Genomic DNA, 14,227 nt, shown 5'->3' on the forward strand with positions numbered 1-14,227 from the left:
TGTGCGTCAATAGCGAGTCTATTGCAAGCAAATTTAACGCAGTAATAAGTAAAAATAGCTGCTAGAAAGTAATTTATTATCCCGAGCTTAGGTTATTTAATAAAAAGGCCGCAAATGCGGCCTTTTTTAATGTTGAGTTACACTAAGCTTTACGGCGAGCTATTTTTACGCCTAAACCACCTAGTTTATCTTCAATGCGCTGATAACCTCTATCAACGTGATAAATTCGATCTACAACTGTTTCGCCTTGTGCAATAGCGCCTGTCAGAATTAAGCTTGCAGAAGCACGTAGGTCTGTTGCCATTACTTGAGCGCCACTAAGCTGCTCTGTATGCCCACAAATTGCAGTATTACCTTCTAAGCGAATATTTGCGCCCATACGCTTTAGTTCAGGCACATGCATAAAACGGTTTTCAAAAATCGTTTCGGTGATGGTTGCACTGCCCTCAGCCACTACATTAAGTGCGGTAAATTGCGCTTGCATATCCGTAGGGAAACCTGGGTGCGGTGATGTTTTAATATTAACCGCATTTGGCATACGACCACGCATATCGAGATAAATGCTGTTATCGCTTAATTCGATATGTGCATTAGCATCACGTAATTTTTCAATAACAGGTTCTAGACTAAAGTGATCTGTACCAAGACATAAGACTTCACCTTTTGCCATTGCTGCAGCAACAAGGTAAGTACCTGTTTCAATGCGATCTGGCAAAATGCGATGTTCGCAACCGATAAGTGATTCCACACCTGTAATTTCTATGCGATCAGAACCTGCACCAGAAATTTTTGCGCCCATGGCAGTAAGGTATTTAGCTAAATCAGCGATCTCTGGTTCACGTGCAGCGTTTTCTAATACAGTTACACCGTCAGCTAATGTGGCTGCCATAAGTAAGTTTTCAGTTGCACCAACGCTCACTACATCCATAAAGATATGTGCGCCTTTTAAGCGACCATTTACTTTGGCATTGATATAACCGCCTTCCACAGTAATATCAGCGCCCATTTTTTCAAGGCCTGAAATGTGAAGGTCAACAGGACGTGCGCCGATTGCGCAACCGCCTGGTAAAGATACTTGTGCTTCACCAAAACGTGCTAACAATGGCCCTAAAGCTAGAACAGAGGCACGCATTTGTTTTACTAAATCGTAAGGTGCTAGTACTTTATCGATTGTGCTACCGTCAACAATTAAGTCATCTTGTTGCCATTCAACCTGCGCACCAAGTGTTGCAAGTAATGCTTCCGTGGTATTGATATCACGTAAACGTGGCACATTGGTAAAACGACTTTTGCTGTTCGCGAGAATCGCTGCAAATAAAATTGGCAGTGCGGCGTTTTTCGCGCCAGAAATGGTCACTTCTCCGGCAATTGTGCTGCCACCTTGAATAACAAATTGATCCATTTATGCCACCTTATAGCATCATCAATTTGCGATCACGTTCCCACTGTGCTGGCGTGTAAGCTTTGATTGATACGGCATGCATTGTGCCGTCAGAAATTTTTTCCATTAATGGTGCATAAACCATTTGTTGTTGCTTAACGCGTGAAACGTCAGCAAAACACTCGCCAACAACAATCAGTTCATAGTGACTGCCTTCGGCTTTTACTTTAATAAAATCTAGCGATAACGCTTGCGATAAAATGTCTTCGACTTGTTTAGGATCCATTAACTCTACTCAAATAAATTCTCTACGTGACCCAATTGCATTAGCTTTTTGAGCTGCTCAGGTAAGTGGACAAGTTTAAGGCTTATATTGTTCCGTTGCAATTGCGACAAACTATAGATTAACCAAGCGAGTCCTGCGGTATCGACTTTGGTTATTTCACTGAGGTCAAGTGTCAGGGTGGTTTTAGAGCTATTTTTTGGTAATTGCAGATTGGCAACTGAGTAGCGATTTAACTCGCCACTCAATATGTAATTTGCGTCATCTACTGTTGTTAGCGATAACTTTGACATTGTTTATTCACCAGCAAATTGCACTGGCAACTTGCTCTTTTTATCTAGCATATCAATTACGTAGCCTAAACCTTCAGTACGAAGAATACCATGAAATTCTGACTGTTTAGCATCAAGTAAGCTAATGCCTTCTGGCAGCATATCAAAGCCTTTCCACTCACCTGATTTAGTTTTGCGTACTTTGAAGTCGATGTTGATATCAGGCTTACCTGATTCAACGATTTTGGTTTTAACCAATACTAATTTATCGTCTGAAAAATCTAGAGCTGGGGCAAATTCAACTTCTTGACCACGGTATTGCGTAAAAATACCTGCGTATGATGTAATCAAATACTCGCGAAATACATCGATAAAACGCTTAAGGTTTTCGATTTCTGCTTTTTGCTCTTCTTTATCTTTGATATTTCGTACTTTAGAAATATAACTACCAAGTACACGCTGCGCCGCATAGCGATAGTCGATATAAGGCAGTAGCTCTTCTTCAACAACCACTTTTAAATGGTTTTTATCTTGTTCAATAATCGCTTTATCTTGAGTGATTCGTGCAAAGGTATTTTCTGCAACTGTTCTCACCATTAAATACGGATTACTTTCGTCCACTTCTTTCGCAAAAGACACACATGACGTAAGTACTAGTAAAGTCGCAATTAAAAATTTCATCATCTTAATTATCACAATCCCAATTAATCGTTGCTTTGGTTAAATAAGAACTGACCAATTAACTCTTCAAGTACCAGAGCTGATTTTGTATCAGTAATAAAGTCACCATCTTTTAAAACTTTCACTTCTTCGAGGCCAAACATTTCGCTTAGTTCATCCTCACCGTTCATATCTTTATGAGCAAGAACACCGGGGTTAATTCCCAAATATTGCTCACCCAAAATACCTGACGTTAATATATTGACCGACGTTGTCTCGGTAAAATTGCTATATTCTGTCGCAATTTTCATGTGTACTACAGGCACATAGTCCGTTGGATCTAAATTTATTGCTTCAACACGACCAACCACAACACCGCCTACTTTAATCGGCGAACGTACTTTAAGTGAGCCTATGTTGTCGAATTTTGCATAAAGGCTATACGTATCACCGTTTCCACTCATGCCTGCATTGGCTACTTTAAGTGCAAGCATCACAATTGCAGCAATACCTAGTGATACAAAAAATCCCACTAAAATTTCTATTTTCTTTGAATTCATTTTTTACCCTTTACGCGCCAAACATAATTGCTGTTAGCACAAAATCTAATCCCAATACTGCCAATGATGACTGCACTACAGTTTCTGTTGTAGCTTTACTGATACCTTCTGAGGTTGGTACACAATCGTAGCCTTTATAGAGTGCAATCCATGTGACAACAAATGCGAATACCACCGCTTTAATTGCCCCATTTAAAATATCTTTTTCGAACGACACCTGTGCCTGCATAATTGACCAAAAACTGCCTGAATCAACACCAAGCCAATCTACCCCGACAATGTGAGCACCTAAAATCGCGACCGCAGAGAAGATCATTGCAAGCAATGGCATACTAATCATTCCAGCCCAAAAACGTGGCGCAATAACACGCTTAAGGGGGTCAACGGCCATCATTTCTAAGCTTGTTAACTGTTCTGTCGCTTTCATTAAGCCTATTTCAGCAGTTAATGCACTGCCTGCTCGGCCCGCAAATAGCAGTGCGGTAACCACCGGACCTAACTCACGTAATAAGCTAAGCGCTACTAGCGGCCCTAAACTGTCTTCTGCACCATAATCCACTAATACCGTATAGCCTTGTAAGGCCAGTACCATGCCGATAAAAAGACCTGATACCAAAATAATAATTAATGATAAAAAGCCCACCATGTAGAGCTGTTTTATTAATAGGGGCGTACCTTTTTTGAAATTTGGCACACTAAAAATGGCACCTAGCAACATAAGTAGCGCGCGACCGATGCCTGCTAATGTATCTAACGTATTGCGGCCGATTGTTTGAATAGTATTAACCACGTTCGCTTCCCATTAATAAATCTTGATTGTATGGCGCAGCATCAAAGTGGAATGGTACAGGACCATCAGATAGCCCCTGTAAAAATTGTTGTACTAACGGCGATTCAGATTGAGATACCTGCTCTGGTGTTCCTTCGCCAATTACGCCCTTATCTGCCAATATCACAACGTGATCGGCAATACTCATAACCTCTGCCACATCGTGCGTCACAACAAGCGACGTAATATTAAGGGTTTGGTTTAGCGATTTTATTAGCTTAACCAACACGCCCATTGAAATCGGGTCTTGTCCTGCGAAAGGCTCGTCATACATGATTAGTTCAGGGTCGAGTGCGATTGCACGGGCCAATGCTGCACGCCTAGCCATACCACCCGAAAGCTCAGAAGGCATCAGGTCACGTGCGCCACGCAGGCCAACCGCTTCGAGCTTCATCAGCACGATAATACGAATAATCTCTTCGGATAGTTTAGTGTGTTCACGTAACGGAAAAGCGATATTGTCAAATACGCTCATATCGGTGAACAAAGCACCGCTTTGAAATAGCATACTCATGCGCTCACGCGCTTGATATAACTCGCTGCGTGACATATTTGGAATGCTTTCGTTAGCAAAAAGAATGTCGCCAGAATCCGGTTTTAGTTGTCCACCAATTAAGCGTAGCATGGTTGTTTTACCAATACCGCTTGGGCCCATTATGGCGGTTATTTTTCCTGTCGGGACGCTAAAGCTCATGTTTTGATAGATAATTCTATCGCCACGAGAAAAGGTAACATCCTTTATTTCAACTAAATTTTGCGACAAGTCGCTCTCCTAGAATTAATTGCGCAGTGTATTCTAAGCCTTTTGAAATTGTTGTGAAACCTATGAAAAAGTAAATATTTGTAATAACGGTTACAAAAGCTGTGTTTTAAATCAAGATTTGATATTATTTGGTGTTATCTAAATTTTGGTTTTTATTCAAGAATGTTGTTATCAATTGCTATTTTAATTGCAGGATTTGTCGGCTTAGTGTGGAGTGCGGACCGCTTTGTTTTTGGTGCTGCAGCACTGGCGAAGAATTACGGAATTCCAACATTAATCATTGGTTTAACGATTGTTGCTATGGGCTCTTCAGCCCCTGAAATGATGGTATCGGCTCAAGCCGCATTAGCGCAGCAAACGGACACAGCGGTTGGTAATGCTATTGGTTCGAACATAACTAACATTCTTTTAGTTTTGGGTATTACAGCATTACTGCGCCCACTGAATGTCTCTTCAACTACCTTAAAACGCGAAATGCCGGTTGTGATGTTCGTATCACTAGCAGCTTGGTATATTTTATCAGATAACTACTTAGGCTTTGGTGAAGGTATTGCCCTGATGGCTGGGTTTGTAATCTTTATTGCTGCCGTTACTGTTATTTCAGTAAAACAAAGTAAAGCAGCCAATGCCGAACATGATCCGTTTGTTGACGAAGCTTGTGATGAAGTGCCTGACAATGTCAGTACTCCTATCGCATTAATGTGGCTTGTTATTGGCATGGCCGTACTGCCTGTCAGTTCTCATTTTATTATTGATTCAGCTACCGATATTGCTAAATTATTCGGTATAAGCGATTTAGTTATCGGCTTAACCATAATAGCGATTGGCACGAGCTTGCCTGAATTGGCAGCATGTGTTGCTGGCGTGTTGAAAAATGAAGATGACTTAGCACTGGGTAATATTATTGGATCTAATATTTTTAACCTGCTCGCAGTGCTCTCTCTTGCCGGTATCATTAACCCTTCAAGTGTTGACCCTGCAGTATCATCGCGTGATATTTTAATTATGCTTGGCGCAACCGTGGCATTAATCGCCATGAGTTTAAGTATTCGTGGCTCACGTCGAATAAACCGAATAGAAGGTGGCTTACTACTAGTCGCATTTGTTGCTTATCAATACCTTCTTTTTTCATCAGTAAGCGCTTAAGGCCAACACATGAACTTTATTGCTCGCGGAAAACGTGTACTAGAAATTGAAAAGAACGCGATTGAACAACTCGCTCAGTATATCAATGACGATTTTAGCAATGCCTGCCAATTAATGTATGACTGCAAAGGTCGCGTTATTGTGATTGGCATGGGCAAATCAGGTCATATTGGTAATAAAATAGCTGCCACGTTAGCAAGTACTGGCACACCCGCATTTTTTGTGCACCCAGGCGAAGCAAGCCATGGTGATTTAGGCATGATCACCAAAGACGATGTACTGTTAATGATTTCAAATTCGGGTGAAACAGCAGAAGTCATAAACCTGATCCCCGTTATTAAACGTATTGGCGCTAAAATTGTTGGTATGAGTGGCAAGCAAAACTCAACCCTTGCCCAACAATCCAATGTACATATTTGCATCGCAATATCAGAAGAAGCATGCCCTCTCGGACTGGCACCTACAGCCAGCACCACGGCTACGCTCGCTATGGGTGATGCTATTGCTGTGGCACTTTTAGAAGAAAAAGGCTTTACCGCTGATGACTTTGCGTTATCTCATCCTGGTGGCAGTTTAGGTAAGCGTTTACTATTAATGTTAAAAGACATTATGCACCAAGACGATGCTTTACCGATTGTGACCGAAGGTACCACCATAAAAAATGCATTGCTTGAAATGACAGCTAAAGGTCTTGGTATGACTGCTGTTATCAATCAAGATAAGGTGCTTCAAGGGATTTTTACTGACGGTGACTTGCGTCGTATCTTAGAGCAACGCATTGATATACACGCGACAGCTATTTCAGATGTCATGACTAAGCAATGCACTACCGCATGCGAAACTATGTTAGCTGCTGAGGCACTTAATATAATGGAACAAAAGAAAATTAATGGCTTAATTGTGGTAGATCATCAGCAAAGGCCAATTGGTGCGCTCAATATGCAAGATTTACTAAAAGCAGGTGTTTTATGAGTTTAACGCCCTCACAACAGCTCTTTAACGAATTGTATGCTGAAACAACAAATGAAGTATTTAGCAAAGCACGCAACATCAAACTGCTAATTTGCGATATTGATGGCGTATTTTCAGATGGCCGTATCTACCTTGGCAATGATGGCGAAGAACTTAAAGCGTTCCACACGAAAGACGGTTTTGGTATTAAATCTCTTATAAATAGTGGCGTGCAAGTGGCGGTAATTACTGGGCGCAATTCAAAGATTGTAGAAAACCGCATGAAGAGCCTAACGGTTCAGCATATTTATCAAGGTCAAGAAGATAAAATTGTTGCCTTTAATCAATTAAAAGAATCGCTATCACTCAGTAACAACGAAATCGCCTACATTGGTGATGACAGCCCTGACCTGCCCGTTATGGAGCTTGTTGGCTTTGCCGTGGCAACCAATGATGCACACCCACTAGTTAAACGCACAGCCCACTATACAACCACTATGCTTGGTGGTTTTGGTGCCGTACGCGAACTCACAGACTTAATTATGTTGAGTCAAAATAAACCTCTTAGTCACTCTGGTACCAGTAGCTAATGTCTGCGCGCATCGCCCTTACAATACTCTTTACCATTGCCATGGTGTGGCTATGGCTTCCTTACTTTTTTGAGACAAAAGAGCAAGCCCCTGTGATCGAGCAAATAGCCAGTATTCCTGACTATATTGCTACTGATTTAAAACAAACAAATTTTAATGACGCAGGTGCAGTTAGCCATAAAGTTATGGCGAAAAAGATGTCGATGTACCAAGACTTAGGTTTTACCCATTTTGAAAAACCGCAATTTACCATTTTTTCAGAACAAGGGGTGTGGCAACTGACCGCCGATGAAGCCACACTTTATAACAATGAAAAACTTATTCTGGAACAAAACGTTGTTGCTAAAAGTCTGACAACTGATGTTATGCTCGACACTATAGAAGCCGCCAGCATTGAATACCTGATTTCAACAAAGGTGATGACTTCCGAATCAGAAGTGAAAATGACAGGTCCTGGACTTGAAATCAAAGGCCAAGGCCTCAATGCTAATTTAGAAGAACAAGTTATACAGTTAATCAACCATACAAAGACCACTTATTATGACCAATAAAATGACTAAATTAATGTCAATCGCCGGACTGGCTTTCACTTTGTGCATCTCCAGTGTCCAAGTAATGGCTGAACAAATTAAACTGAAGTTTCCATTGGAAATTGATGCTGATGAGCAGTCTGCTCGTCTTAAAGAAAATGTGGGTATTTTCCGCAACAATGTTCAAATTAAGCATGGCAATATGTCTATCACTGCCGATTATTTAGAAGCACATAAGCGCACCGAGCTTGGTGATAATCAACAATTACTGATCGCAAGTGGAAAGCCCGTTAAATTCTCTGCCAAGCAAGAAGATGGCTCTACGATAGTTGCAAGTGCAGAAAACATTACATACGATGTGGCTAAATCATTGTTTACCATGTCTGGTGGTGCCAAGTTCCAACAAAATGGCGACATGATGTCAGCAGATACCATCATTTACGATCGCGCAAATGAAACAGTGACATCTAAAAAGTCAGAAAACTCAAATAACCAAGTAAAAACCATCATTAATACGCAAAATAAACAAGGCGAAAAATGAGCACATTAATTGCCGAAAAGCTGGCAAAAAGTTACAAATCACGTCAAGTTGTTAAAAATGTTGGTTTAGAAGTTAAAGCCGGCAGTATCGTAGGTTTGCTTGGCCCAAATGGCGCAGGTAAAACAACCACGTTTTACATGATTGTCGGTTTAGTGCCGAGTGACAGAGGCACTATTCGTATTGATGATAATGACATTACATTACAACCAATGCATAGTCGTGCCCGTTTAGGAATTGGTTATTTACCACAAGAATCTTCGATTTTTAGAAAGCTTACGGTATACCAAAACATCATGGCGATCCTCGAAACTCGAAAAGATCTTAATCGTGTTCAGCGCGAAGAAGCGCTCGATGATTTGCTCGAAGAATTTAATATTGGTCATATTCGAGATTCGCAAGGTATGGCTCTTTCTGGTGGTGAGCGTCGCCGAGTAGAAATCGCTCGCGCATTAGCCGCAAATCCGAAATTTATCCTGTTAGATGAACCTTTTGCTGGTGTTGATCCTATTTCAGTGATAGATATAAAGAAAATAATTGAGCATTTAAAAAATCGCGGAATTGGTGTTTTAATCACTGACCATAATGTGCGCGAAACCCTTGATGTATGTGAGAAAGCCTATATTGTTTCTCACGGTGAATTGATAGCATCAGGTACTGCAGAAGAGGTTTTAAACAACCAAAAAGTTCGCGATGTATACCTAGGTGAACAATTCAGACTATAGTAATAATGAGTGTACTTTTTTACTGGAGTTGAATTGTTAACCAACAGCTTGAGAAATAAAGAAGGATTAGAATAATTACATGAAGCAATCGCTACAGCTTCGCCTTGGGCAGCAACTAACAATGACACCCCAATTGCAGCAGGCAATTCGCCTATTGCAGTTGAGTACGTTAGATTTGCAGCAAGAAATTCAAGAAGCCCTTGATGCCAATCCTTTACTTGAAGAAGACATTGATTTCAGTGATGACAATCAAAACAATGAAAGCACTGAAACCAGCAAAGATGATTCATCTTCTCACGATGAATATGACACGCCTGTAAGCCAATCAGAAATTGAATCTAGCGACGCCTTAAATAATGAAAATCTCTCTGATGATTTAGCTATGGACGTGTCGTGGGATGATTATATTAGTGCAGCACCAGTATCGGTTAGCAATGCACCCGCCCCTGAAAATGACACGGTTTACCAAGGCTCTACCAGCGAATCTTTGCAAGATTACTTAATGTGGCAATTACGTTTAACGCCGTTTAGCGACACCGACGAAATGATTGCAACAACCATTGTTGAAGCGGTTGATGATTCTGGTTATTTAACGCAAAGTGCCGAAGAAATTTTAGAAGCGGTGCAAAAATCAGAAGATCAGGAACAAATTGAACTTGATGAAGTTGAAGCTGTACTAAAACGCATTCAACTCTTTGATCCTGTTGGTATTGCTGCACGTTCACTACAAGAATGTTTATTGATCCAGCTCAACCAGTATGACAAAAATACCCCTTGGCTAAGCGAAACAAAAAGCGTAATCTCAAACCATATGGAACTTTTGGGGTTAAGAGACTATCGTACCATAATGAAGAAGGCCAAACTCAAAGAACCTGAGTTAAAAGAAGTCTTAACATTAATACATAGCCTTAATCCAAAGCCAGCTGAAAGCATCATTCATGAAGAGCCTGAGTATGTTGTTCCTGATGTTTCAGTGAAAAAGATTAAAGGCCGTTGGCGTGTTGAGTTAAACAACGACAGTATGCCGAAAATTCGTGTAAACGAGCAGTATGCATCACTTACCCGCTCTATGAAGTCAGGCAGTGATAGCCAGTTTATACGCAACCATTTGCAAGAGGCTAAATGGTTTATTAAAAGCTTAGAAAGCCGCAATGACACTTTATTAAAAGTAGCCAATTGCATTGTTGAACAACAACAGGCATTCTTTGAATATGGCGATGAAGCAATGAAACCGATGGTTTTAAATGATGTCGCCGAAATGGTTGAAATGCATGAATCGACTATCTCGCGTGTTACAACGCAAAAATACATGCATACACCACGTGGCATTTACGAATTAAAATACTTTTTCTCTAGCCACGTTAGCACGGAAAATGGGGGTGAGTGCTCATCTACCGCGATTCGAGCACTGATCAAAAAGTTAGTAGCAGCGGAAAATCCTGCCAAGCCATTAAGCGATAGCAAGATAACCGATCTACTAGCAGAACAAGGAATTAAAGTGGCGCGACGCACAATTGCAAAATATCGTGAGTCGCTATCCATACCACCGTCTAATCAGCGCAAGAGCCTGATTTAGACCATTTAGAAGGAAAATGCTTATGCAATTAAACTTAACAGGTCGTCACGTAGAAATTACTGATTCTTTAAGAGACTATGTCACTAACAAATTTGCAAAACTAGAGAGGCATTTTGATCACATTAATAACGTGCACGTTATTCTAGATATTGAAAAATTATCACAAAAAGCAGAAGCAACAATGCATGTTAATGGTGGCGAACTCTTCGCATCAACCGCACATGAAGATATGTATGCAGCAATTGATGGCCTAGTTGATAAACTTGACCGTCAAGTAATTAAACACAAAGAGAAGTTATCTCGCCACTAAAATGAAACTTACAGATATTATTGCTGAGGACTGCGCTAAAACCGCGGTCCTTTTTAATAGCAAAAAACGACTATTTGAATTTATAAGTGATCTTGCGCATCAACAAGCACCTGACATCACTTCTCAAGAATTTTTAGATGCCTTATTACAGCGTGAAAAGCTTGGTAGTACAGGTATTGGTAAAGGCCTCGCCATTCCCCATGGCCGCATTGATGGCTTACAAGATACCATCGGTTTTTTAATTGTAAATCAATCTCCTATCCCATTTGATGCAATTGATGACAAAGACGTCGATATTTTCGTTGTACTGCTCATACCAGAGCAAAAGTGCCAACAACATTTGCAGACTTTAGCCACTATCGCTGATAAACTAAAAGACAAGCAATTTTGCCGTCAGCTACGTCATGCTGAGAATAATCATCAGCTATATCAAATCATTAGTAGTGAAGCGAGTAACTAAAGTTAGGAGACTTAAGTGCAGCTTATTTTAATCAGTGGTCGCTCAGGGTCAGGAAAAACTGTCGCACTTAGGGTGCTTGAAGATCTTGGCTACTATGTTGTTGATAATATTCCGGTTAATTTACTGCCATCGTTAATTCGCTCAGTCTCCGACAAATACGACAAAATTGCCGTCAGTGTTGATGCTCGTAATATGACAAAAGAGCCAGAGGAAATTGAAGAGGTATTAGACTACCTGCCTGGCTTTGCTACGCCAACACTCTTTTATCTCGACAGTGATGATAACACTCTGATTAGACGTTTCTCTGAAACACGTCGCTTACACCCGCTTTCGCTAAACAATATCTCTCTTGAAGAAGCAATTGAAGCCGAGAAGAAGCTGCTTGACCCGATTGCATCTAAGGCCGATATTTTTATTGATACAACTGATTTAAGTGTTCATCAATTAGCTGATAGCATTCGTGAAAAGGTACTTGGTAAAAAATCAAATCAGCTGATTATTACCTTTGAATCTTTTGGTTATAAACACGGCATACCTAAACATGCTGACTATGTTTTTGATGCACGATTCTTACCGAACCCGCATTGGGAGCCACACTTAAAACCGCTAACAGGGCTTGATCAGCCAGTAATCGATTTTCTTGCTAATCAACCCGTTGTACATAAGTTTGCTTGGCAAATACAAACATTTATTGAAACTTGGTTGCCCCATTTAGAACGTAACAATCGCAGTTATTTAACGGTTGCAATTGGTTGTACTGGTGGACAACATCGCTCAGTGTATTTGGCTCAAACCCTTGCAGAAAGCTTCGCCAAGCATCATAAAAATGTAAAAGCGCATCATAGAGAACAAACCAAGTCATCGTAAGGGAAGAGCATGGCCATCGAAAAACACTTTTTGATAGAAAATAAGCTTGGCTTACATGCTCGCGCTGCAACCCAGTTGGCTAAACTTGCCATGGCATTTGATGCCAAGATAAGCCTAACTCAAGGTGAGAAAACGGCGGATGCCGATAGTGTTTTAGGATTGATGTTATTAGAAAGTTCCCAAGGGAAAGAAGTGTTAGTTCGCTGTGATGGTCCAGACCAAGATCAAGCGTTACTCGCCATTGGTGATTTAATTCAAGCTAAGTTTAACGAAGACGAATAAACTGCTAACTTAACTAAAACTTTTATCTGCAATAATGCTACAATAAGTTAAAATCAAGTTAACTCTATAAATCAAAGAGTTGCAACCATTCACTCCAACCATCAACAAATAATAGGGTGAACATGCCAGAAGCACTAGAACAGGATTATTCACAAACACAACTACATGAGGTCACAAAAGCCCTAAGTAGCGGCATGTTTGTGCACGTTCGCCGCATGTTAGCACATATGCCACCCTGTGATATTGCCTTGCTTTTGGAGTCATCGCCGCATAAAAGTCGTACCGTTCTTTGGCAGCTTGTAGATCCTGATTTACAGGGCGAAACCTTAGAAGAACTTTCAGAAGATGTACGTAACGGCATCATCGCGCAAATGGATCCTGCTCTTGTTGCTGCTGCAACAGAGGAAATGGACGACGATGATTTTGCAGAAGTACTGCGTAGCTTACCTGATACTGTCTACCAAGAAGTATTGGGCTCAATGGATAAAACCGACCAAGAACGTGCAACAGTAGTTCTCTCGTATGAAGAGGAAACTGCCGGTGCACTAATGAGCACCGATACCATAACCATTCGCCCTGATGTAACACTAGATGTTGTTTTGCGTTATTTGCGTTTAAAGGGGGAGCTGCCTGAAGGTACCGATGAACTTTACGTTGTTGATAAAGAAAATAAGTTTTTAGGTGATATACAACTAGCCACGCTTCTGACTAAAAATCCTAGTCTTACAGTGCGCGAAGTGATGGATAACGAATCTGAGGCCATCCCAGTGAGTATGGGTGAGTCTGAAGTTGCACAGCTATTCGAACGTCATAATTGGATTTCTGCACCGGTTGTCGATGCAGACAGCCAATTGCTTGGTCGTATCACTATCGATGACATTGTTGATGTTATTCGTGAAGAAGCCGAGCACAGCATGATGAGCATGGCCGGTCTTGATGATGAAGAAGATACCTTTGCACCTGTTGTTAAAAGTACAAAGCGACGCTCGGTTTGGCTTGGTGTTAATTTAATTACTGCCATTTTGGCTGCATTTGTCGCCGGGTTGTTTGAATCTACGCTTGGTATTTTGCCTATTTTAGCGGTTCTTAATGGTATCGTACCTTCAATGGGCGGTATTGCAGGCAGTCAAACCCTGACGCTCGTTATTCGTGGTATTGCTGTTGGCCACATTAATGATGCCAACCAACGCTGGCTAATAGGTAAAGAGATTGCCATAGGCATGCTTAATGGTGTGATTTGGGCCTTGCTGATTGCATCCGTCGTGGCACTTTGGCAATGGAACTTCACGCTTGGTTTAGTGATCGCCTTTGCGATGTTTATGAACTTATTCGCTGCTGGCTGCGCTGGCGTAACTATCCCGCTGCTCCTTAAAAAGCTGGACATTGATCCTGCCCTTGCTGGAGGGGTTATCTTAACGACTGTGACGGATGTTGTTGGTATTTTTGCCTTCCTTGGCACAGCAACCTACTTCCTTTTACCGTGATATAAGCATTATTGCTTATA

General features: G+C 41.1%; 19 protein-coding genes. 12 read left to right on the forward strand and 7 right to left on the reverse strand.

Annotated elements, in window-relative coordinates; all coding sequences use genetic code 11:
• Positions 1–142: 142 nt before the first annotated feature.
• The 7 genes from murA to mlaF are packed head-to-tail and all read right to left on the reverse strand — an operon-like array spanning position 143 to position 4,748.
• Entirely contained in the window at positions 143–1,402 is a 1,260-nt protein-coding gene (murA, locus tag AAEU29_RS13625) for a UDP-N-acetylglucosamine 1-carboxyvinyltransferase (RefSeq protein WP_421973869.1), read from the reverse strand.
• 10 nt (positions 1,403–1,412) lie between these two features.
• Complete coding sequence (locus AAEU29_RS13630; protein WP_274760979.1) at positions 1,413–1,667, reverse strand: BolA family protein; 255 nt, start codon at positions 1,665–1,667, stop codon at positions 1,413–1,415.
• 5 nt (positions 1,668–1,672) lie between these two features.
• A complete protein-coding gene (locus tag AAEU29_RS13635; RefSeq protein ID WP_421973870.1) occupies positions 1,673–1,957 on the reverse strand; it encodes an STAS domain-containing protein in 285 nt (94 codons plus the stop codon).
• A gap of 3 nt (positions 1,958–1,960) precedes the next feature.
• Entirely contained in the window at positions 1,961–2,620 is a 660-nt protein-coding gene (locus AAEU29_RS13640; protein WP_274760977.1) for an MlaC/ttg2D family ABC transporter substrate-binding protein, read from the reverse strand.
• A gap of 20 nt (positions 2,621–2,640) precedes the next feature.
• A complete protein-coding gene (mlaD, locus tag AAEU29_RS13645; protein ID WP_274760976.1) occupies positions 2,641–3,156 on the reverse strand; it encodes an outer membrane lipid asymmetry maintenance protein MlaD in 516 nt (171 codons plus the stop codon).
• A 10-nt stretch (positions 3,157–3,166) separates the two neighbouring features.
• Positions 3,167–3,946: a lipid asymmetry maintenance ABC transporter permease subunit MlaE gene (gene mlaE / locus AAEU29_RS13650; protein ID WP_038638052.1), complete on the reverse strand. Its 780-nt coding sequence runs from the start codon at positions 3,944–3,946 to the stop codon at positions 3,167–3,169.
• The gene (gene mlaF / locus AAEU29_RS13655) at positions 3,939–4,748 is read right to left on the reverse strand and encodes a phospholipid ABC transporter ATP-binding protein MlaF (RefSeq protein WP_038638055.1); all 810 of its coding nucleotides are present in this window, start codon (positions 4,746–4,748) and stop codon (positions 3,939–3,941) included. The genes mlaE and mlaF overlap by 8 nt, the downstream gene beginning before the upstream one ends.
• Before the next feature lie 162 nt (positions 4,749–4,910).
• On the opposite strand from mlaF, the gene AAEU29_RS13660 reads away from it, so the two are divergent.
• The 12 genes from AAEU29_RS13660 to mgtE all read left to right on the forward strand — a co-directional run bounded on the left by AAEU29_RS13660 (position 4,911) and on the right by mgtE (position 14,207).
• Positions 4,911–5,894: a calcium/sodium antiporter gene (locus AAEU29_RS13660; protein ID WP_421973871.1), complete on the forward strand. Its 984-nt coding sequence runs from the start codon at positions 4,911–4,913 to the stop codon at positions 5,892–5,894.
• A gap of 9 nt (positions 5,895–5,903) precedes the next feature.
• Positions 5,904–6,866, forward strand: coding sequence for a KpsF/GutQ family sugar-phosphate isomerase (locus tag AAEU29_RS13665; protein ID WP_274760972.1), 963 nt, complete (start codon positions 5,904–5,906; stop codon positions 6,864–6,866).
• Positions 6,863–7,435, forward strand: a complete 573-nt coding sequence (kdsC, locus tag AAEU29_RS13670; RefSeq protein ID WP_274760971.1) for a 3-deoxy-manno-octulosonate-8-phosphatase KdsC — start codon at positions 6,863–6,865, stop codon at positions 7,433–7,435. Before AAEU29_RS13665 ends, kdsC begins: the two co-directional genes overlap by 4 nt.
• Positions 7,435–7,986, forward strand: a complete 552-nt coding sequence (lptC, locus tag AAEU29_RS13675) for an LPS export ABC transporter periplasmic protein LptC (RefSeq protein WP_274760970.1) — start codon at positions 7,435–7,437, stop codon at positions 7,984–7,986. Before kdsC ends, lptC begins: the two co-directional genes overlap by 1 nt.
• Before the next feature lie 64 nt (positions 7,987–8,050).
• Entirely contained in the window at positions 8,051–8,506 is a 456-nt protein-coding gene (gene lptA / locus AAEU29_RS13680; protein WP_274760969.1) for a lipopolysaccharide transport periplasmic protein LptA, read from the forward strand.
• Positions 8,503–9,228 (forward strand): LPS export ABC transporter ATP-binding protein, encoded by a 726-nt coding sequence (lptB, locus tag AAEU29_RS13685; protein ID WP_274760968.1) that lies wholly within the window; start codon positions 8,503–8,505, stop codon positions 9,226–9,228. The genes lptA and lptB overlap by 4 nt, the downstream gene beginning before the upstream one ends.
• A 79-nt stretch (positions 9,229–9,307) precedes the next feature.
• Entirely contained in the window at positions 9,308–10,804 is a 1,497-nt protein-coding gene (locus AAEU29_RS13690) for an RNA polymerase factor sigma-54 (protein WP_421973872.1), read from the forward strand.
• Positions 10,805–10,826: 22 nt separating this feature from the next.
• Positions 10,827–11,114, forward strand: coding sequence for a ribosome hibernation promoting factor (gene hpf, locus AAEU29_RS13695; protein ID WP_274760966.1), 288 nt, complete (start codon positions 10,827–10,829; stop codon positions 11,112–11,114).
• Position 11,115: 1 nt separating this feature from the next.
• A complete protein-coding gene (gene ptsN / locus AAEU29_RS13700; protein WP_274760965.1) occupies positions 11,116–11,574 on the forward strand; it encodes a PTS IIA-like nitrogen regulatory protein PtsN in 459 nt (152 codons plus the stop codon).
• 15 nt (positions 11,575–11,589) lie between these two features.
• Positions 11,590–12,441 carry an RNase adapter RapZ gene (gene rapZ, locus AAEU29_RS13705; protein ID WP_274760964.1) on the forward strand — a complete coding sequence of 284 codons (852 nt, stop codon included), beginning with the start codon at positions 11,590–11,592 and terminating at the stop codon, positions 12,439–12,441.
• Between the two features lie 9 nt (positions 12,442–12,450).
• Positions 12,451–12,723: an HPr family phosphocarrier protein gene (locus AAEU29_RS13710; RefSeq protein ID WP_274760963.1), complete on the forward strand. Its 273-nt coding sequence runs from the start codon at positions 12,451–12,453 to the stop codon at positions 12,721–12,723.
• Between the two features lie 122 nt (positions 12,724–12,845).
• Complete coding sequence (mgtE, locus tag AAEU29_RS13715; RefSeq protein ID WP_274760962.1) at positions 12,846–14,207, forward strand: magnesium transporter; 1,362 nt, start codon at positions 12,846–12,848, stop codon at positions 14,205–14,207.
• Positions 14,208–14,227: the final 20 nt, after the last annotated feature.

This window comes from Pseudoalteromonas aquimarina, from assembly GCF_049257255.1.
GTDB lineage: Bacteria > Pseudomonadota > Gammaproteobacteria > Enterobacterales > Alteromonadaceae > Pseudoalteromonas.

Coding starts and splice junctions, on each gene's coding strand:
- lptB (WP_274760968.1), top strand. CDS start 8,503: ATGAGCACATTAATTGCCGAAAAGCTGGCAAAAAGTTACAAATCACGT.
- AAEU29_RS13710 (WP_274760963.1), top strand. CDS start 12,451: ATGGCCATCGAAAAACACTTTTTGATAGAAAATAAGCTTGGCTTACAT.
- AAEU29_RS13660 (WP_421973871.1), top strand. CDS start 4,911: ATGTTGTTATCAATTGCTATTTTAATTGCAGGATTTGTCGGCTTAGTG.
- mlaD (WP_274760976.1), bottom strand. CDS start 3,156: ATGAATTCAAAGAAAATAGAAATTTTAGTGGGATTTTTTGTATCACTA.
- ptsN (WP_274760965.1), top strand. CDS start 11,116: ATGAAACTTACAGATATTATTGCTGAGGACTGCGCTAAAACCGCGGTC.
- lptC (WP_274760970.1), top strand. CDS start 7,435: ATGTCTGCGCGCATCGCCCTTACAATACTCTTTACCATTGCCATGGTG.
- AAEU29_RS13665 (WP_274760972.1), top strand. CDS start 5,904: ATGAACTTTATTGCTCGCGGAAAACGTGTACTAGAAATTGAAAAGAAC.
- AAEU29_RS13635 (WP_421973870.1), bottom strand. CDS start 1,957: ATGTCAAAGTTATCGCTAACAACAGTAGATGACGCAAATTACATATTG.
- kdsC (WP_274760971.1), top strand. CDS start 6,863: ATGAGTTTAACGCCCTCACAACAGCTCTTTAACGAATTGTATGCTGAA.
- murA (WP_421973869.1), bottom strand. CDS start 1,402: ATGGATCAATTTGTTATTCAAGGTGGCAGCACAATTGCCGGAGAAGTG.
- AAEU29_RS13640 (WP_274760977.1), bottom strand. CDS start 2,620: ATGATGAAATTTTTAATTGCGACTTTACTAGTACTTACGTCATGTGTG.
- lptA (WP_274760969.1), top strand. CDS start 8,051: ATGGCTGAACAAATTAAACTGAAGTTTCCATTGGAAATTGATGCTGAT.
- hpf (WP_274760966.1), top strand. CDS start 10,827: ATGCAATTAAACTTAACAGGTCGTCACGTAGAAATTACTGATTCTTTA.
- mgtE (WP_274760962.1), top strand. CDS start 12,846: ATGCCAGAAGCACTAGAACAGGATTATTCACAAACACAACTACATGAG.
- AAEU29_RS13630 (WP_274760979.1), bottom strand. CDS start 1,667: ATGGATCCTAAACAAGTCGAAGACATTTTATCGCAAGCGTTATCGCTA.
- AAEU29_RS13690 (WP_421973872.1), top strand. CDS start 9,308: ATGAAGCAATCGCTACAGCTTCGCCTTGGGCAGCAACTAACAATGACA.